This window comes from Chamaesiphon sp. OTE_8_metabat_110 (genome assembly GCF_031382685.1).
GTDB lineage: Bacteria > Cyanobacteriota > Cyanobacteriia > Cyanobacteriales > Chamaesiphonaceae > Chamaesiphon.
On record NZ_JANMZA010000375.1, the window covers coordinates 1 to 19,375 of the forward strand.

The window sequence follows — 19,375 nt, forward strand, 5'->3', positions numbered from 1 at the left end:
AGCAAGCCAAGTTGCTAGTTAACCCAAGTTGCTACCTGCAACCTAAGCGGTTAGAAACCGTTCCTCGGAGTGCAAAGTCCGCCTACGCGGACTAATATGTCAGTCCGCGTAGGCGGACTTTGCAACACTAGCCACGATTTCAATCGTAGGCGTTCTACAAAGTAGCAACGATAAGTTATGTATGCAAACGCCTAAAGCCTAAAACCCAAAACCTAAAACCTAAATCATGACTCCTTTATCTTCGGAATTGCCCGATCGATCCGATGTCAACGCTAACCAGTTTGGTATTTCCGCCAATCGTCAGCTCTTTGGCAAAGTGATGACTGGTCTAGTCTTTGCCTGTGTGGCGATTTCGATTATTCCCCTGGCTTCGATTCTGTTTATGGTCATTGCCAATGGCTTGGGTAGCATCTCCCCTGCCGTGTTTACCGAGCTGCCACCTGCGGCTGGAATGCAGGGCGGGGGCTTTCGCAACGCGATCGTTGGTACCTTACTCACCTGCCTGATTGGTGCCCTCATTAGCATACCTTTTGGCGTTCTCAGTGCCATTTACACGGTAGAATTTAGTCAGGGTAACTGGATCGCTCATTTTGTCAGGTTTTGCACCAATGTCTTGAGTGGTGTCCCCTCGATTATTGCGGGACTATTTGCTTATGGCATCGTCGTCTTACTGACGGGTGGTTTCTCTGCCGTCGCTGGTGGGGTAGCCCTTTCGGTGCTAATGCTACCGACTATTATTCGGACGGCTGAAGAGGGACTAAAATCTGTCCCTAAAGCTACCAGACTGGCGGCTGTCGGCGTCGGAGCGACTAATTTTGAAACTGTTACTCAAATCGTCCTCCCCGCCGCATTGCCATTTGTCGCGACAGGTGTAACGCTGGCTGTCGCCAGAGCTGCTGGCGAAACGGCACCACTACTGTTTACCTGTTTGTTCAATCAGTATGACATTCAAGGGCTATGGCAGCCGACGGCAACCCTATCGGTACTGATTTATAACTTTGCAATTTCTCCATACAAAAATCAACAGCAACTAGCTTGGGTAGCTGCTTTACTGATTTTGGTATTAATTCTAGCAATTAGTATCATCGCTCGGGTGGTTTCGCGGCGCAAGGTTTACTAAGTTTTCCGCGATCTGGTAGCGGGATGAGTTACTTTGGGCAGATTGAGGGCATCCTAATCGGGAGCGGTACCCAACTTGTGTAACAATAAACACATTCTGCCTTTACTTAAAGACATTAGCCAGCCGTCGCCACTACTATCTCTTAAAAGATTATCGGGGGATGTCATCCCCGCTTCCATCGGACTTTTATCCTCTATCTCCTAATTTTATGACAGCTCTGACGGACAAGGATATCGTAATTAAGACAGATAACGTCTCGATTTTCTACGGTGCCTTCCAAGCGGTGCGGAACGTCTTTCTAGATATTCCCAAGAATAATGTTGTCTCGTTCATTGGCCCTTCTGGTTGTGGCAAGAGTACCCTGCTACGTTGTTACAATCGCCTCAACGATCTGATTCCCAATGCCAAAGTTCAAGGTGAAATTAGCTATCGCGGCACCAATCTCTACGATCCAAAAGTCGATCCGGTAGAAGTTCGTCGCAGGATTGGGATGGTATTCCAACAGCCCAATCCGTTTCCCAAATCTATTTACGATAATGTGGCATTTGGGCTGAAAATTGCTGGCTTTAAGGGCAATATGGACGAACGCGTCGAGCAGTCGCTCCGCAAAGCGGCGCTATGGAATGAAGTTAAAGATAAGCTCCAACAAAGTGGATTATCCCTCTCTGGCGGTCAACAACAGCGGTTGTGTATCGCCCGGACAATTGCCATCGAACCAGAAGTAATCCTCATGGACGAACCTTGTTCGGCACTCGATCCAATTTCTACCGTCCAAATTGAAAATCTAATCACCGAATTAAAGGATCGGTTTACCATCATTATCGTTACGCACAATATGCAGCAGGCAGCTCGCGTCTCTGACAAAACGGCCTTTTTTAATGCCGAAGCGGGTGAGGGTGGCAGTCGGTTTGGCTATCTAGTGGAATACGATGACACCCGAAATATCTTTAATTCGCCCAAAGAGGAGCGTACCCAAGAGTATATCAGCGGTCGATTTGGCTAAAGTTAGCTGAGTATTCGTGTCAGGTTGGTGTCTATCCCAAAAAATTAATGTCTACCCCGATCTCGTTTACCCCTGACTTCTGCTAGTCAGGGGTATCTTGTTGCCGATCGATTCCCTTTAAAAATCTCCTAAAAACGGCTAAGGTGTGAGGTATAGCTCGATATCTCGATCGAGTTGTGACAATTCGAGATCGCGGCTATTTACTCTACTGCTGACTGAAACGATGGCTTTTTCTGCACTGATTCGCACCCTCGAACGCTCGCAACTAGCAGCGGAATTGCTCTTAAAGCTTCAACAGCAGGGAACGCTCCATCTGACTGGATTACCACGTTTACCGAAAGGTTTGGTTGCTTCGGCTTTGGCTCAAGCAGCACAACAGCATCTACTGGTGGTTACAGCCACGGTAGAAGAAGGTGGTCGTTGGGCGGCTCAATTAGAGGCAATGGGCTGGAAGTCAATCCATTTTTACCCGACGACAGAATCATCGCCCTACGGGGCTGCTAGCACTGAATCTGAGATGATTTGGGGTCAGATGCAGAGTTTGGCTGAGGTGCTGTCTGTGGGCGGTGGACGGGGGGATGGGGAGACGGGGGGACTTGGGGACGGGGTGACTGGGAGAGGTGCTGGAGTGGCGATCGTGTGTACGACGCTGGCATTGCAGCCGCATTTGCCTGCGCCGAACGAGTTTGCGGCGCGGTGTGTGACGTTGAAAGTGGGGGATGAGGGGGATGTCGAGAAACTGGGCGTGCAGTTGGTAAATTTGGGCTACGAGCGGGTGCCCTTGGTAGAGACGGAGGGACAATGGAGTCGGCGCGGGGACATTATCGATATTTTTCCAGTGGCGGCGGAATTACCCGTGCGGTTGGAGTGGTTTGGGGATGAGCTGGATAAGCTGCGAGAATTCGATCCGAGTACCCAAAGATCGCTTGACAAAATTGAGAAGTTAGTACTGACTCCGGTAAATTTTGGGACGATTTTTGGCGAAGCTAATTTGTCAGCTCGTGACTCGTTACTCGACTATTTACCCGCTAATTGTCTGGTGGCGATCGATGAATTCGATCGGGCACAAGCACACAACGATCGGTGGTGGGAATATATCCAAGAGGAGTGGGAGACATTACCTGCGGGGACTCCAGTTTGCCATCAACAATTTAGTACGAGCGTTACTAAAATACGCGATCGATTTAATTGCTTGCGCTTGGATGAATTAGTAATTAGCGGCGAAGGTTTAAATTTAGCTTGTCGAGCGATCCCGACAATTCCCCACCAGTTTGCTAAGCTTGCCGATACTTTACGGGGTTATCACAAGCAAAGTTTTTCGAGTTGGTTGGTTTCCGCACAGCCATCGCGCTCGGTATCGTTATTACAAGAACATGATTGTCCCGCTCAATTCGTCCCCAATCCGCGTGACTTTCCAGCGATCGATAAGTTACAGATTCAGCATACGGCAGTCGCGATTAAATATTCGGGCGTGGCGGAATTAGAAGGATTTATCCTTCCCACATTTCGGATGGTAGTAGTGACCGATCGGGAGTTTTTCGGACAGCAATCTTTAGCCAGTTTTAGTTACGTTCGCAAGCGGCGACAAGCAGCATCCAAACAAGTCGATCCCAATAAGTTGCGTCCGGGTGATTATGTGGTGCATCGCAATCACGGCCTGGGGCGATTCATTAAGTTTGAAAGTATTCAAACTGATGATACTTTGCGAGACTATTTAACGATTCAATATGCCGATGGTTCGCTGAAAGTTCCTGCCGACCAATTGGGGGTGTTATCGCGATTTCGACAGGCAGCGGGGGCAAAACCAGAACTAAATAAATTGTCCGGACAAGCTTGGGAAAAGACCAAGGCGAAAGTCAAAAAGTCGATTAACAAATTGGCTTTTGACTTGCTCAAACTCTATGCCGAGCGATCGCAAAAAGAGGGCTTTTCTTTCCCACCCGATGCGCCGTGGCAACAAGAATTAGAAGACTCATTTCGCTATCAACCGACACCCGATCAATTGAAAGCCACTCAAGATGTCAAACGCGATATGGAAAGCGATCGACCGATGGATCGGTTGGTGTGTGGTGATGTCGGTTTTGGTAAAACTGAAGTAGCAATTCGGGCGATCTTTAAAGCCGTGACAACTGCCAATAAACAGGTGATCTTTCTCGCACCGACGACAATTTTAACCCAGCAGCATTATCATACTCTCAAAGAACGTTTTGCACCCTATCCAATTAATATCGGGCTACTAAATCGGTTTCGGACGACGGAGGAGCGGAAGGATATTTTGGCACGGCTAAAAACTGGTGAATTAGATATCGTGATCGGTACCCATCAACTACTGAGTAAAGAGTTAAAATTCAAAGATTTGGGCTTATTGACTATCGATGAAGAACAACGTTTTGGAGTCAATCAAAAGGAGAAAATCAAGACCCTCAAAAGTCAAATTGATGTCCTAACTCTCTCTGCTACACCCATTCCCCGCACTCTCTATATGTCCCTGTCTGGCGTGCGCGAAATGAGCCTGATTACTACCCCGCCGCCTTCACGTCGCCCGATCGCAACTCATTTATCGCCATATAAAATCGACGCGATCGCCACCGCCATTCGCCAAGAACTCGATCGCGGCGGACAGATATTTTATGTAGTGCCAAAAATCGAAGGCATCGAAGAAACCGCTGGCAAAATCCGCGAACAGATTCCCTCATGTCGGATTGCGATCGCCCACGGACAAATGGACGAAGCCGAACTCGAATCGACGATGTTGACGTTTAGTAATGGTGATGCCGATTTATTAGTTTGCACGACAATTATCGAGTCGGGTTTAGACATTCCCCGCGTTAATACTATCCTCGTCGAAGATGCTCATCGATTTGGTTTAGCCCAACTATATCAATTGCGAGGACGCGTCGGACGGGCTGGGATTCAAGCTCACGCTTGGTTATTTTATCCCAAGGAGTCAACCCTATCTGAGACAGCCAGACAGCGGTTGAAAGCGATCCAGGAGTTCACTCAGCTCGGTTCTGGGTATCAGCTCGCTACTCGCGATATGGAGATTCGTGGCGTGGGCAATCTTTTAGGTGCTGAGCAATCGGGACAGATGGATGTCATCGGCTTTGACTTGTACATGGAAATGTTGCAAGAAGCGATTAAAGAGATTCGCGGACAAGAAATCCCCCAAGTCGATGATACTCAAATCGATCTCAAAGTAACCGCGATGATTCCGGCTGATTATATCACCGATCTAGAGCAAAAAATGAGCGCCTATCGTGCCGTTGCCGCTGCTGATACCAAACAAGAACTCACGAATATTGCCGCTGAATGGCACGATCGCTATGGTGAAATTCCTAAACCAGCTCAACAATTATTCCGCATCGTCGAACTCAAACAAATTGCCAAACAACTCGGCTTTAGTCGGATTCGTCCCGATGGTAAGCAACACATAATTTTAGAGACGCCAATGGCAGAACCAGCTTGGAACTTACTCGCTGAATATATTCCTGACAACGCTCGATCGCGTTATGTCTACAGTACTGGTAGAGTGACAGCAAGAGGCTTAGGGGTATTGCGCCCGAACGAGCAGGTAGAAATGCTAATCGATATTTTGAGTAAGATGCAAGGGGTATTGATGACTAGTAGTACTGGTTAAGTTACTAGCGACTTAATTTACTTAGCTAGGCGAAATTAAATGTAAAATGCCAGCCCCTTGCCCTCACCCCCAGCCCCTCTCCCAAGCTTGGGAGCGATTCGCGCTCGTCGGGTTCCCCGACGGTTTAGCGAATCAAGACAGAGGGGAGCCAGCGCCGGAGGAGAGGGCGGGGTGAGGGCGATTTCGTCATTGTCACTTTAATTATGTCCAGCTACTTACTTAACGGCTATTGCCAACTTTTAAATCTTTTAAAAGTTCGCAGCAAATTGAGTCATCATCAAGACACTCGACGGTTAGCACTACCGTAATAACACCCCATCAGGGGCGATCGGATCGGCGGATAATGACAATAGTCATCGGTGCCATTATTTGCTAAACATCGTGCCCCAGCAACCCGACTCCTCGTCACCGCAGCCTCAATCCTCAAACCTCGATTCACCGCCAACCGAGTTGAAATCGGCTGGCTGGAAGGAGAAAATTGCTGATGGCTGGCAAATGGTTAGCGATCGAGCCATGCAGATCTTACCTGTCGATCCGGCGCGGACAGTTGGGAAGTGGTTTAGTGTCGATGATACTCAAGTAGCGGAGATTTTGGCAAGCGTTCGCGCCCAGCTACCTACTACCGAAGCATTATTAATTGGTAAACCCCAAGCGGGTAAAAGTTCGATCGTGCGGGGATTGACGGGGGTATCAGCAGAGATTGTCGGGCAGGGTTTTCGCCCGCATACCCAATCGACTACCCGCTATGATTATCCATCCAGCGAACTGCCGCTGCTAGTGTTTACCGATACTGTCGGCTTGGGTGATATCGAGCGCGATACTAACACGTTAATCCAAGAACTAGTCGGCGATCTGGATACCGAAACTACTCGCCCGCGCATCATTATTCTCACAGTCAAAATTAATGACTTCGCGATCGATACCCTCCGCCAAATCGCCAGCGAATTACGTCAAAAATATCCGCAGATTCCCTGTTTGCTGGCTGTCACTTGCCTGCACGAGGTTTACCCAGCCACCATACTCGATCATCCAGTAGAGCCGACAAGTATCGCGGCAGTCGATCGAGCCTATACAGCCCTTGGGCAAGCGTTTACCGGGCTATTCGATCGATCGGTGCTAATTGACTTTACGTTGGCAGAAGACGGCTACACGCCCGAATTCTATGGCTTGGAGACGATGCGGGCGACGCTGGCTGACTTGTTGCCCGAAGCCCAATCGCAAGCAATGTCTCAATTATTAGATGCTAGTATCGCGGATAACCACAGTGAAGGCGATCGACTGGGGAATATTTATCGCGATGTCGCTCGTCGTTATATCTTACCCTGCGCGATCGCGGCGGGTACTGTTGCCGCCATTCCGCTCCCGTTTGCCGATTTACCCGTACTCACCGCGATTCAAGTCTCGATGGTGGGGCTACTAGGTAAATTATACGGTCAAACCCTGACCCCATCTCAAGCGGGCGGGGTGGTAAGTGCGATCGCGGGTGGTTTTGTCGCCCAATTAGTCGCCCGACAGTTGATTAAATTTATTCCTGGTTTTGGGAGTATCATCTCCGCATCTTGGGCGGCTGCGTATACTGTCGCCTTGGGTGAAGGTGCCTGTGTCTATTTTGGCGATCTCATGGGTGGCAAAAAGCCCGATCCGCAACAAATTCAGGCAGTGATGGCGGAAGCTTTTAGTAATGCCAAAGAGCAGTTTAAATTAATTGAGAATTGAGAATTGAGAATTGCGGATGCTAAGCTGTGTCTTTGTTTCCCGACGGCTCAGTTGTAGATTGGGTAGAGAGCAATGCGAAACCCAACACCCACAATTCACGATCGCTGAAATTATCTCCATTAACGTGAGTTTCTCCTTACGGAGAGGCTACGCCAACGGGTTAAGAGATGCCTGGAGACTGAAGTCTCGGCTGATGATGCGAAGTCCGCCTACGCGGACTGAATATCTTAGCGAAACCCAACACCCACAATTCACGATCGCACCCACAAATTTAGAGCGTTTCTGCCGTTTGCTCCTTAATTACCGCACTCCAATTATCCTCCGTCATCGCCGCCGCAAAATGTTCGCGTTTTTGCTCGTCAGTAATTGCCGCTGCATCTAATTCGCGACTTAATGCACTATCTGCCATTGCCCGTCGCAGCTTGAGTTTTTTCTCCTCATAAGCGACGCGTTCTGGCTCGGACATCGCTGCTTTGGCAATTTCGCCCACTGTAGTCGCCCAAACGCCACCCGCACCCGTATTTCCTGATGGCACTACCTCTAATTGGGCAATCCACGCATCGCGCAGGCTTTCCATTTCTTCCCGCTTGGGAAACTTAAATACTTGCACCCGTACCGCCGCACAGACATCGCTGCCATGCTCGGCAAGATGCCCCTTGAGTGAGGTCAACACATTGCGCGAGTATCCCACATATTGAGTGCGCTCGGCGGTATCTACAACCGCGTATACCCCCGCCACCCGCGCATTTTCAGCTAGTACTTGCCAATCTGCTAGCGGAATGAGCCGATCGCTATCCAAATTTAATGGTGCTACTGTGGTGACGGCATGTTCGTCCGGCGCACCGTACAGGAAATCGTGCAAACCCTGATGATTGGCAGGGACATTTTGATGCTCTATTTGTAAATCAGGCGTATTTTCCACGATCGTCGATTCCGCAAGTGTAAGAAGCTAGCCACCATTGTAGATCTCGATCCGCTAAGCTCGATCGCCACTGATACCTTTCTTTGCGAGGATACCCGTTCGATCGCTCGCACTCAAACTATTGATTAGCTCGAATATTACTCTAGCTTTAAGAATTTTTCTAGTGCCGACACCATACTGGGCGGCCAACGACGGGTATTTTTCACCCAGTTTAAATCTTTATACCGACTATCCAGACCAATTACTGCTACCCAGTTACTTTCCGCCTCACCGCGTTGACCATCTTGCCATAATGCGGCACTCAGCGCTGCCCGGACATCGGGAAAATCGCGATACTTTCTGACGATATTTTTCATGTTGCGAATCGCTTCAGCGATATCACCGCTCTGATAGAGAGCCAAAGCATAGTTAGCACGAGCGAAGGCAAAATCTGGTGCAATTGCTGAAGCCTTGAGATAGTTTTCGATCGCAGTATCCCATTGACCCAAACCCGCATAGGCATTTCCTAAATTATTGTAAGCCATCGCGTCTTTGGGATCGATCGCGAGGATATACTTATAGTCGGCGATCGCGGCATCCCATTTACCCAGACCTTCTAATGCCGTACCGCGATTGAGATAAGCATCGGGGTAATTAGGCAATAGCTCGATCGACTTATCAAAATCGGCGACTGCTTCAGTGAGTTTATTTTGACTGACGCGGGAGTTGCCCCGATTGCTCCAGATGGCTGGATTTTGGGGAAACAACTCGATTAGTTGCGTCCAATACTGTTCGGCCTTAACAAAATTTCCTTCATTTGTCGCTGTAAAAGCTTGAGTACGGAGTTTGTCACCCAATGCAAATTGGGCATCAGTGACATCGCTAGGTGCTGGCTGTGCTAAACCAGGACTAATTGGAGTCAACGCAATTAGCACGATCGCTACAATACTTACCAACCAACGCCACACCATAAGTTTATCCCAAGATTTCACCTCTAACTGTAGAGGAATTAGTCGCAACTATCAATACAGGAGCCATTCGAGCCAGTTGTTCTTACTAACCGCAGCCGATAACCCAGCGGTTATAAACCGCCGCTCTGCGAAGGCAGACGCTCCGCGAACGGAATGCAAAGTCCGCCTGCGCGGACTAAATTTATAGTCCGCGCAGGCGGACTTTGCAACATTAGCCGCGACTTTAGTCGCAGGCACTCTATCGCTCGTTGCAAGTCCAAATATTCACACTTCAATTTCTCTCATCAATCGCTGACGCATTCGCTGGGGGTCGCCACGATCGACTAATCGCCCATTTTCGATCAAAAATGCGCCATCGCAGTAGTCTAGCTCCTCGAGCCGATGCGTTACCCATAACGCCGTTAAGCCGCGACTTTTGACTAGTTCGCGGACTTGGGCGACTAGATCGAGTTGGGCATCGGGGTCTAGCAGGGCAGTAGGCTCGTCAAATAAAATTACCTCGATTTGTCTGGCGATCGCGCCCGCGATCGCGACACGCTGCTTTTGGCCGCCACTGAGAGCATAAATGGGTCTGCGGATTAGCTCGCCCAGATTGACCGCGTTGAGGGCTTCGGTAACGCGATGGCGGACTTGACTGGGAGTGAGATTCTCGGCAACTAGCCCGAAGGCGATATCGGCACCGACAGTCGGCATCACTAATTGACAATCGGGATTTTGGAAAACAATTCCCAATCCGCCCTGAATCTCGATCGTGCCAGCTTGAGGCGTTAGCAGTCCCGCGATCGACCGGAGGAGCGTCGATTTGCCGCTACCATTGGTGCCGAGTAGCATCCAAAATTCGCCGCGCGGTACAGATAAAGAACAATCATCAAGGGCAACCTTCCCAGATTTCCAGGCAAAGGAAAGATCCTTAACCTCGATTGCGGGTAATGATAAGCGATCGAATTCGGTCATAGATTCGAGACGGGAATGGGGGATGGAGTACTAAAACTCCTCACAATACTAGGGGCGTAAGCTCGCTCCTAGTATTGCATGTCGCGAGATCAAGCGCCAGCAAACGCTACAAAACCAGGCGTTTTACCCGAAGCTGCCGCACCGGATTTCTCATACATCTGAGCGGCGACGATCGCATCGGTCATCACACAAATTTTCTTTTCGGGTTGTCGATCGCACGACAGTTCTAGCATCGTCACATCACTCCCACGCATGGCATCTAATACCTGTTGGTAAACGGTAGTCGCTTCCTCTACCGTCTTCCGCTGTACTGACATGGGCATGGCGGTACTTTTGAGCAAGATTTCGATGACGTACATATCTATATATTACTGAGTTGGGATTGGCTAACGATCTTAATTGTAAGCCGATTCTCCTTGCACAGACGATACAAACGCTAATTTGGTGACTGCTAAAATTTGGATCGGGGATCCCGATTACGCTCATCTATGACTATAATCTCAGAAGAGTAAGCACCGCTCGGTACTATCCACCTCAAAATGGAGAGTTAAATTCTTACTTTTCATAAGTATTTATACTCACTTAGCTCTATAAATAAGCGTAAAATGGGTTATTTTTCACCAGAATCTTAAATTTTGCCGAAGAAAATGTAAAGATTTTACCCATTCCAACACAATTCTATTAGACTAAGTAAAGAAACGTAAACTGATTTAATAAATCGGCTAAGTACTCACGCAGCGGCTCACAATATCATTAAATGATGAGTCGATCGCGCAAACCACTGTCCTCATAATATCTGGAGATTTACTGCATCATGACCATTGCAGTTGGCAACCAGCAGGTCGAAAGAGGCATCTTTGATGCTGTAGACGACTGGCTAAAAAAAGATCGGTTCGTATTCGTCGGCTGGTCCGGTATCTTACTATTCCCCTGTGCATTCATGGCCCTCGGCGGCTGGATGACTGGTACTACATTTGTTACTTCTTGGTATAGTCACGGTTTGGCTTCTAGCTACCTCGAAGGTTGCAACTTTCTAACTGCGGCTCTTTCTACTCCTCCCAACAGCGTGGGTCACTCCCTAATGCTGTTATGGGGACCTGAAGCACAAGGTGACTTCACTCGTTGGTGTCAACTTGGCGGTCTATGGGCATTTGTTGCTCTTCATGGCGCATTCGGTCTTATCGGCTTCATGCTCCGTCAATTTGAAATCGCTCGTCTAGTCGGGATTCGTCCTTACAACGCGCTTGCTTTCTCCGGTCCAATCGCCGTGTTCGTCAGCGTCTTCTTGATCTACCCCTTGGGTCAATCTGGTTGGTTCTTCGCACCTTCGTTCGGCGTAGCTGCAATCTTCCGTTTCATCTTATTCTTACAAGGTTTCCACAACTGGACGCTCAACCCCTTCCACATGATGGGTGTTGCAGGGATTCTCGGCGGTGCGTTGCTGTGTGCGATTCACGGTGCAACTGTAGAGAACACCTTTTTTGAAGATAGCGAAATCGACAGTTCCAATACTTTCCGCGCTTTCGACCCTACTCAAGCTGAAGAAACCTACTCGATGGTAACTGCAAACCGTTTCTGGTCGCAGATTTTCGGTGTAGCTTTCTCCAACAAACGTTGGTTACACTTCTTCATGCTCTTCGTCCCTGTGACTGGATTATGGATGAGTTCTGTCGGTATCGTTGGTTTGGCTCTAAACCTCCGCGCTTATGACTTCGTATCTCAAGAATTGAGAGCGGCTGAAGATCCTGAGTTTGAAACATTCTACACCAAGAATATTCTGCTCAACGAAGGTATTCGTGCATGGATGGCTCCTCAAGACCAACCTCACGAACAATTCATCTTCCCAGAAGAAGTATTACCTCGCGGTAACGCTCTCTAAAAAGCTTTGAAACATCGGAGGATAAATGTACAATCTATTTATCTTCCGGTTTTTTTTAATCCGTATTTTATAGTTAATCGATCTGAGGTACTGCAAGAGTGGAAACGCCCTTTAATACTACAATGGTCGGCGGCAGAGACCAAGACTCAACCGGGTTTGCCTGGTGGTCTGGTAATGCGCGTCTGATCAATCTGTCCGGAAAGCTGTTGGGCGCACACGTCGCTCACGCTGGTTTGATTGTCTTCTGGGCTGGAGCCATGTGCCTGTTTGAGGTGGCTCACTTCGTACCCGAAAAACCGATGTACGAACAAGGTATTATCTTGCTGTCGCACTTGGCTACCCAAGGCTGGGGTGTCGGCCCTGGTGGTGAAGTTGTGGATACATTCCCCTACTTCGTCGTCGGTGTATTGCACTTGATTTCCTCTGCGGTACTAGGTGTTGGTGGTCTGTATCACGCATTGCGTGGTCCTGACACGCTAGAGCAGTATTCTTCTTTCTTCGGTTACGACTGGAGAGACAAGGATAAAATGACTTCGATTTTGGGCTTCCACCTCGTAATTCTGGGTTGTGGTGCATTATTGCTCGTCATCAAAGCGATGTTCGTTGGTGGTTTGTATGATACATGGGCACCAGGTGGCGGTGATGTTCGCCTTGTAACCAATCCTACTCTCAACCCAGCAATCATCTTCGGTTACTTGCTGAAAGCTCCCTTCGGTGGCGAAGGCTGGATTATCAGTGTCAATAACTTAGAAGATGTTGTCGGCGGACACATTTGGGTTGCCTTACTGTGTATCGGTGGTGGTGTCTGGCACATTCTGACCAAGCCTTTTGGTTGGGCGCGTCGCGCACTCATCTGGTCTGGTGAAGCTTACCTCTCATACAGCTTAGCTGCTGTATCCTTGATGGCGTTTGTAGCGTCGGTCATGGTTTGGTACAACAACACTGTTTATCCTAGTGAATTCTTCGGTCCTACAGGTCCTGAAGCTTCCCAAGCACAAGCATTGACCTTCCTGATTCGCGACCAACGTCTGGGTGCAAACATTGCAACCGCTCAAGGACCTACTGGTTTGGGTAAATACCTGATGCGTTCTCCTTCTGGCGAAATCATCTTCGGTGGTGAAACCATGCGCTTCTGGGATTTCCAAGGTCCTTGGTTGGAGCCATTACGCGGTCCCAACGGTCTGGACTTAACCAAAGTGAAGAATGATATTCAACCTTGGCAAGCGCGTCGCGCTGCTGAGTACATGACACATGCTCCATTGGGTTCCTTGAACTCAGTTGGTGGTGTCATCACTGAAATCAACGCGTTCAACTACGTTTCACCTCGGGCGTGGTTAGCTTGCTCTCACTTCGTCTTAGGATTCTTCTTCTTTATCGGTCACTTGTGGCACGCAGGTCGCGCACGCGCTGCTGCTGCTGGTTTCGAGAAAGGGATCAACCGTGAGACCGAGCCAACATTGTTCTTGAATGATATCGACTAATCGATTTCATAGAACTTTAGTTAGCTAAGCAAAAACTCCTGTCGATTCGGCAGGAGTTTTTGTGTGTATTCAGGCAATAGATGTTGTGAGGTTATGAACAAGAAACCCGACTTTTTGAAAAAGTCGGGTTTCTGAGTCTGTTAGATATGTGTCTTAAACATTTGGTGGCGCATCTACGGTGGATGACTCAGAGCTAGCATCGCTATCCAATTCTGCCAATGGTTCTAGATCTTCTGACTCACCACGCTTTAAACTAAGTTGATTAATCAGTGATAGGACACTCGTAGCGCGATCGAATGATGTATCCTCAACGAAGATCACCGTTGGCGTCCGTCTGAGCCGAACTCGTTTTCCTAGCTCGCTCCGCACGTATCCAGTCACAGATTTGAGTCCTTCCATCGTCACAGCACGAACTTCATCGCTACCGTAAATACTCACGAAAATTTTGGTATGCTGAAGATCGCCAGCGACATCGACAGCCGTGACACTTACCATTCCCGCACCAACCCGGTCATCTTTGATATCAAAGAGGATCATCTGACTGACTTCGCGCTTGATTAATTCGGCGACACGCGACACGCGACGAGTATTAGTCATAATTTTTCTTAAATCTTTTAACTTTGACTTACAGCTTAGGTGACGGGAGTAAGCCCCAACATCGCTCTAAGCGTCAATACTACTACCATCACCGTACCCACCAAAAAGCCCACCAGCGCGACTGCGGTAATCGGCCTTTTCCATAGTGGTGCCAACCAACTAAATGCTGAAAAGAATATCCCGAGAACAATTGTTACAAAGTAGCTTGGATATCGTCCAATGTTGTCAAAAAAATCGCCAAACATTACAATTTCGATCGTACTAACTAACAGCAACCATTATAGCCGAATGTCAACTGATGTGTTCGATCGCGCTAATTAGTTTATTGCTAGTGCTAAATTTTAATTAGTAACATTTCATCGTCAGGGAATCTGTAAGCTCTAGGTTCAAAGGAGAGTACGGCAGTCCGAGCCAAAGAAGTTAAGTTTTAATTCTTATTTTGACTAATCTTTAATTTATGCAGCCTAAATTTGCTAATGAATTAGCTTGGCAACAAGCAGAGTTTCTGATGCAACCGATCTATATTCGGATTATCGATCGCATTCGTCAACAGTCAGAAGTTTCTACCTGGAAAGTCAGCTATGAGGAAATCCGAGATCCGCACCCAATTAATTATCTCTGTCTGGAGTCAGGGGATAAACAGTTAAAATATGATATTTGGGATTTGTGTTATCAGGTATGTTTTCTCAATTATGGTGGCAGTCATAGTGAAGTCGAAAGTCAAATCGTTGAGGTAGATACTAGTCTCATCGACATGGAAGCTAGTGCCCCTGATTGGATGCGGTTGGATAATAAAGCGCAAGATGTTGTCGCGAGGATATTCGGTAATTTACCTTGAAGACAATAGTTAAAATATTGCTAGTCAGCCAATATTTATATCGCTGACTAATTAATTGCTGTTGTGTCTAACGTTAGATTATGGTACGGGTTCAGCCGCATTGCAAATTAGGACGATCTATAAATAAGGAAAATAGCAATTTTGAATAATATACAAATAATGCAAGCCGCTCGATCTGGTGCTGCTATTTATAATAGTTCGGAGTGGGGAAAAATTGTCGTTGGCGATCGCGACAGGTTACGTTTTTTACACAATCAAAGTACCGCAGATTTTGAGAAGCGTCAGACTGGAGAAGGTTGCAATACCGTATTTGTAACTTCTACGGCTAGAACGATCGATCTGGCAACCGGATTGATTTTAGATGATGAAGTCTTACTAATTGTCTCACCCAGTCGTCGTAAATATTTATTTGATTGGCTTGACAAATATATCTTTTTTGCCGATCGCGTTAAATTAAAAGATGTGACAGATACTTTGGCTAGCTTTACTTTAATGGGCGAACAAAGTGCGACTATATTAGAACAATTGGGTTGTCCGCAGTCACCAGATTTACCCCAACATAGCCACCGAATAGGTAATATTAATGGTATTGAAGTAAGAATCGCGATCGGGACTGAACTAGGATTACCAGGATATCAATTGATTTGCGATCGCGATAAGTTTGAACCGCTGCAACAAGCACTAACTAATCTCGGTGCTGTGACAGTAAACGAGGATGCCTGGGAATGCCTGCGAATCGCCCAGGGTAGACCCAAACCCGATGCAGAACTAACCGAAGACTACAACCCCTTAGAAGTGGGTCTGTGGGATACGATTTCATTTTCTAAAGGCTGTTATATCGGACAAGAAACGATCGCGCGGCTGAATACTTATAAAGGTGTCAAACAGTACCTATGGGGACTTAAATTGGCTGGTTCCGTTGCTGTAGGAACGCTAATTACAATCGATGGTGAAAAAGTTGGTGTGTTGACTAGTTGTACTCAAATAGAGACGGGTACAATTGGATTGGGTTACGTGCGATCGAAAGCTGGTGGAGTAGGCTTGAAAGTAATGTTAGGAGATATAGAGGGAGAGGTGAGCGATATTCCTTTTGTCCGTCATGAATATCCAATTTAATATGAGCTTGTAAGAAATCTAATCATCCTCATCATCTGCTGGCAACTCAAATGATGCTTGCCAGCGATATATGTTGAGGTCGATCCGATTTGCAAGATTGAATTTTATACCCTCTTGCTCTAGTAAAGTTTTCTGTAAATAATCACCGCCACATCGCGCGATCGAGTATGAAATTTCACCTTTAGAATTTACAACTCGTTGCCACGGAATATCGGTTTCGATCTCTACTCGAAATAGCGCATAACCAACCAGTCTCGCTTTACCATATAATCCAGCTAATTCGGCAACCTGCCCATATGTAAGGACTTTTCCCGGTGGTATCTTTCTGACGACATCATAAATTCTTTGATACTTGGTAGAAGCTAACATATGAGTAAAGAACTCCAAAAGTATCGAGCGATAAGATCGATTAATCTCAAATTAATCAAGATCGATCGCGTAGCGTACCGTAGGTAATCGAGTCCCCAAATCCTAATCCCGTCCTCGATTGGGAGTACAATCGACAAATCCAATCGATTCACTATCCAAATATCCTGCCAAAGCCATCTCTACAACTGCCTCAACTGGAAAGTTAATTTCAGCAGCTCGATCGATAAATGCCGCTCTAATCCGCTCTGGTAAGTTTTCGAGGATCGTTTGAGCAGCCGCAGGGGTAAGTTGTTCTAAAGTCTTCGATTGCATAGCTTTAAAGCTCCATTGGAATCTTAACGTTGTAAGGCGGTTCGGTAGCTCTGAGCAGGATTGCTTCTATCTCTAATAATAACCCTGGTTTTCCCCATCTATCGAGCCTCTCGACCGCAATTCTCACATCGCTAGGTGCATAAAGATCTAGCCATGCCCATGTAAATGATTTGTGTCCCCCGTTAAATCTGGTACTCAGATCGTTTGTCTTCCCTAAATATAGCAACCCATTCGTGCGATGACGAATTGCGTAAATACCAGGCGCACGAGGTAACTCATTAAAGTTTCTATCGATCTCCAGGCATAAATCGAAATCTGTAAATACTAATCGATCTAGTATTTCTCTAGCCTGTTGCTGGGAATCAGTCATTACATGGGGTGGAAGAACAAAGTAACATCTATTTTACAGGCAATCGATTCTCCGCAGGAGACGCTACGCGATCGACTCCCCAAATCCCAACCCTTATCGAATCTACAACCCACAAACCCGAATCGTCGAACATATCTAGAAATAACGGGCGGGTTCGATCGATATCAATCTGTACAATTCGATATCTCTAGCATAAACCCACCCCTACAGATCCTAGAAGATCGATCGAATATTACAGAAAAACGATCGATCCCATCAACCCGTAGGGGCTGGTTTATGCAATTTAATCTCGATCGCACCAGAAATATATACCAAACCAGCCCTGCCTCACAAGCTAATCATCATTTTCCCCAGGATAATAAGTAGGTGCAATATCATCCCACCAATCATCATGGCAATAATATACGGCTGGATCTCTAACTTCTGCACCAATAGATGGACGAATAAATTCATCGCACAACCATTGAGACAATTCACCAAAATCACGATCTAGCTCTAAGAAAATAGCTCCAATAACTGCTTCAAACATTTCACCCCAAACACCTGGCTCTTCTTCTGAAGGTTTACGATTTTTCTTACCCGATGAGGAGCTAAAGTCAGGTAATCCTAACTCAATTGCAAATGCTGTTAAAGATTCTCTGGAAGCAACTTTTTTTCGCCAATTATCGATATCTTCCTTTGTCAGATCGGAGTTAACTTCAAATAGATAGTCTATCAATACAGCATCAAATAAAGCATCTCCGAGCAGTGCAAGTCGTCGATACTGTTTTTTGCGATTTTCTCGTTCATAAACAGGAATTTCCTGACAATCTAGTGTTGACGGATCTGTTAAAGCAATTATCAGAAGATTGTCCCGTTTGAATGTGGGAATACCAATCGCTAATTTTGCTTCTCGAAGCTTGATATTAAATTGCATGATGGATCTGCTTACCATTATCGATCGAGCGAAACAACACTACAATCAATATTCCCAATCTCAGATAGATAATCTGCGCTACGATAGATAATCGCCCAAACAAACAGAAACAGAGGCAAAATCGTGGCAGTTGCAGTAGATAGTCTCATTACTCCTGAAATCCTCAAACCCGCTCGTTACCTCGGTAACGAACTCGGTGCGGTGCATAAACCGTGGGAGAGTGCGACAGTTCGCTGGGCACTGACATACCCAGAGATCTACGAAGTTGGGGCGAGCAATCTGGGTCATATTATCCTCTACAGTATTATCAATGCCCAGCCGCGCCAATTGTGCGATCGAGCCTACCTTCCCGCAGCGGATTTAGCCCAGAAGTTACGCGATACTCAGACTCCATTATTTGGGGTGGAGTCGCAAAAATCCCTCGCCGAATTTGATATCCTCGGTTTTAGTCTCAGCTATGAATTGGGGGCGACGAATATATTAGAGATGTTGACTCTGGCGGGAATTCCTCTGACGTGGCGCGAACGGGTTGAGGGTAATTATCCGCTAATTTTTGCAGGTGGACAAACGGCAACATCCAATCCCGAACCCTATGCGGATTTCTTTGACTTTATCGCCATGGGGGATGGCGAAGAATTATTACCCGAAATTGGGTTGGTAGTTGAAGATGGCAAAAATGCAGGGTTGAGTCGGCGCGATTTATTATTGGATCTCGCGCAGGTTCCAGGCGTATATGTGCCCCAATTTTACGATTCGCACCCCGATGGGAGCGTCAAGCCCAATCATCCCGATGTACCAGAGCGCATTCTCCGACGGGTAGCTAACCCGATTCCAGCATACTCGATCGGGTTAGTGCCCTATGTCGAAACTGTCCACGATCGACTCACCATCGAAATTCGCCGTGGTTGTACCCGTGGGTGTCGCTTTTGTCAACCTGGAATGTTGACTCGCCCTGCGCGGGATGTGGAGCCGGAAGCGGTAATCAAGGCGATCGAGACTGGAATGCGATCGACGGGTTATGATGAATTCTCCCTCCTTTCCCTCAGTTGCTCGGATTATCTCGCCCTTCCCGCAGTCGGATTGGAAATCAAGAATCGGCTCAAGGATGAGAATATCTCGCTCTCGTTGCCCAGTCAGCGGGTAGATAGATTTGATGAAGATATCGCCAATATCATCGGTGGTACTCGCAAAGGTG

General features: G+C 47.3%; 19 protein-coding genes and 1 pseudogene. 9 read left to right on the plus strand and 11 right to left on the minus strand.

Annotation, left to right across the window (positions count from 1 at the left end):
• Positions 1–226 precede the first annotated feature (226 nt).
• From pstA to RMO52_RS13665, 4 genes are all read left to right on the plus strand, one after another.
• Positions 227–1,120, plus strand: coding sequence for a phosphate ABC transporter permease PstA (gene pstA, locus RMO52_RS13650; RefSeq protein ID WP_309744941.1), 894 nt, complete (start codon positions 227–229; stop codon positions 1,118–1,120).
• 208 nt (positions 1,121–1,328) lie between these two features.
• On the plus strand, positions 1,329–2,123 hold the full coding sequence (gene pstB / locus RMO52_RS13655) for a phosphate ABC transporter ATP-binding protein PstB (protein ID WP_309741524.1): 795 nt from the start codon (positions 1,329–1,331) through the stop codon (positions 2,121–2,123).
• Between the two features lie 223 nt (positions 2,124–2,346).
• On the plus strand, positions 2,347–5,760 hold the full coding sequence (mfd, locus tag RMO52_RS13660) for a transcription-repair coupling factor (RefSeq protein ID WP_309741521.1): 3,414 nt from the start codon (positions 2,347–2,349) through the stop codon (positions 5,758–5,760).
• 381 nt (positions 5,761–6,141) lie between these two features.
• Positions 6,142–7,476, plus strand: coding sequence for a DUF697 domain-containing protein (locus tag RMO52_RS13665; RefSeq protein ID WP_310415082.1), 1,335 nt, complete (start codon positions 6,142–6,144; stop codon positions 7,474–7,476).
• Positions 7,477–7,747: 271 nt separating this feature from the next.
• Here the strand turns inward: RMO52_RS13665 and RMO52_RS13670 are convergent, their stop codons facing one another.
• The 5 genes from RMO52_RS13670 to RMO52_RS13690 form a co-directional block, all read right to left on the minus strand.
• Positions 7,748–8,398 (minus strand): GIY-YIG nuclease family protein, encoded by a 651-nt coding sequence (locus tag RMO52_RS13670; protein WP_309737903.1) that lies wholly within the window; start codon positions 8,396–8,398, stop codon positions 7,748–7,750.
• 137 nt (positions 8,399–8,535) lie between these two features.
• Entirely contained in the window at positions 8,536–9,348 is an 813-nt protein-coding gene (locus tag RMO52_RS13675; RefSeq protein ID WP_310415086.1) for a tetratricopeptide repeat protein, read from the minus strand.
• 51 nt (positions 9,349–9,399) lie between these two features.
• Entirely contained in the window at positions 9,400–9,585 is a 186-nt protein-coding gene (locus RMO52_RS13680) for a hypothetical protein (protein ID WP_310415089.1), read from the minus strand.
• Positions 9,586–9,612: 27 nt separating this feature from the next.
• Complete coding sequence (locus RMO52_RS13685; RefSeq protein WP_310415093.1) at positions 9,613–10,302, minus strand: ABC transporter ATP-binding protein; 690 nt, start codon at positions 10,300–10,302, stop codon at positions 9,613–9,615.
• Positions 10,303–10,391: 89 nt separating this feature from the next.
• Entirely contained in the window at positions 10,392–10,661 is a 270-nt protein-coding gene (locus RMO52_RS13690) for a hypothetical protein (RefSeq protein WP_309737896.1), read from the minus strand.
• A 455-nt stretch (positions 10,662–11,116) separates the two neighbouring features.
• On the opposite strand from RMO52_RS13690, the gene psbD reads away from it, so the two are divergent.
• Complete coding sequence (gene psbD, locus RMO52_RS13695; protein ID WP_310415096.1) at positions 11,117–12,181, plus strand: photosystem II D2 protein (photosystem q(a) protein); 1,065 nt, start codon at positions 11,117–11,119, stop codon at positions 12,179–12,181.
• Between the two features lie 122 nt (positions 12,182–12,303).
• A complete protein-coding gene (gene psbC / locus RMO52_RS13700) occupies positions 12,304–13,662 on the plus strand; it encodes a photosystem II reaction center protein CP43 (protein WP_310415124.1) in 1,359 nt (452 codons plus the stop codon).
• Positions 13,663–13,815: 153 nt separating this feature from the next.
• Here psbC and rbfA read toward each other — a convergent pair whose 3' ends face one another.
• Together rbfA and RMO52_RS13710 are read right to left on the minus strand one after the other, a co-directional pair.
• On the minus strand, positions 13,816–14,259 hold the full coding sequence (rbfA, locus tag RMO52_RS13705) for a 30S ribosome-binding factor RbfA (RefSeq protein ID WP_310415099.1): 444 nt from the start codon (positions 14,257–14,259) through the stop codon (positions 13,816–13,818).
• 35 nt (positions 14,260–14,294) lie between these two features.
• Complete coding sequence (locus RMO52_RS13710; RefSeq protein WP_310415101.1) at positions 14,295–14,504, minus strand: DUF751 family protein; 210 nt, start codon at positions 14,502–14,504, stop codon at positions 14,295–14,297.
• 212 nt (positions 14,505–14,716) lie between these two features.
• Between RMO52_RS13710 and RMO52_RS13715 the strand changes: the two genes are divergently transcribed.
• Together RMO52_RS13715 and RMO52_RS13720 are read left to right on the plus strand one after the other, a co-directional pair.
• Positions 14,717–15,097, plus strand: a complete 381-nt coding sequence (locus RMO52_RS13715) for a hypothetical protein (protein ID WP_310415104.1) — start codon at positions 14,717–14,719, stop codon at positions 15,095–15,097.
• Positions 15,098–15,256: 159 nt separating this feature from the next.
• Positions 15,257–16,213 (plus strand): YgfZ/GcvT domain-containing protein, encoded by a 957-nt coding sequence (locus tag RMO52_RS13720; RefSeq protein ID WP_396134978.1) that lies wholly within the window; start codon positions 15,257–15,259, stop codon positions 16,211–16,213.
• A gap of 18 nt (positions 16,214–16,231) precedes the next feature.
• Here the strand turns inward: RMO52_RS13720 and RMO52_RS13725 are convergent, their stop codons facing one another.
• The 4 genes from RMO52_RS13725 to RMO52_RS13740 all read right to left on the minus strand — a co-directional run bounded on the left by RMO52_RS13725 (position 16,232) and on the right by RMO52_RS13740 (position 18,180).
• Entirely contained in the window at positions 16,232–16,582 is a 351-nt protein-coding gene (locus tag RMO52_RS13725; RefSeq protein ID WP_310415112.1) for an MGMT family protein, read from the minus strand.
• Between the two features lie 102 nt (positions 16,583–16,684).
• Positions 16,685–16,894, minus strand: coding sequence for a hypothetical protein (locus RMO52_RS13730; protein ID WP_310415115.1), 210 nt, complete (start codon positions 16,892–16,894; stop codon positions 16,685–16,687).
• A gap of 4 nt (positions 16,895–16,898) precedes the next feature.
• Positions 16,899–17,264, minus strand: a complete 366-nt coding sequence (locus RMO52_RS13735; RefSeq protein WP_310415117.1) for a GIY-YIG nuclease family protein — start codon at positions 17,262–17,264, stop codon at positions 16,899–16,901.
• 334 nt (positions 17,265–17,598) lie between these two features.
• Positions 17,599–18,180: a ribonuclease III domain-containing protein gene (locus tag RMO52_RS13740; RefSeq protein ID WP_310415121.1), complete on the minus strand. Its 582-nt coding sequence runs from the start codon at positions 18,178–18,180 to the stop codon at positions 17,599–17,601.
• 123 nt (positions 18,181–18,303) lie between these two features.
• On the opposite strand from RMO52_RS13740, the pseudogene RMO52_RS13745 reads away from it, so the two are divergent.
• Positions 18,304–19,375, plus strand: a pseudogene (locus RMO52_RS13745) (B12-binding domain-containing radical SAM protein); the annotation flags it as partial.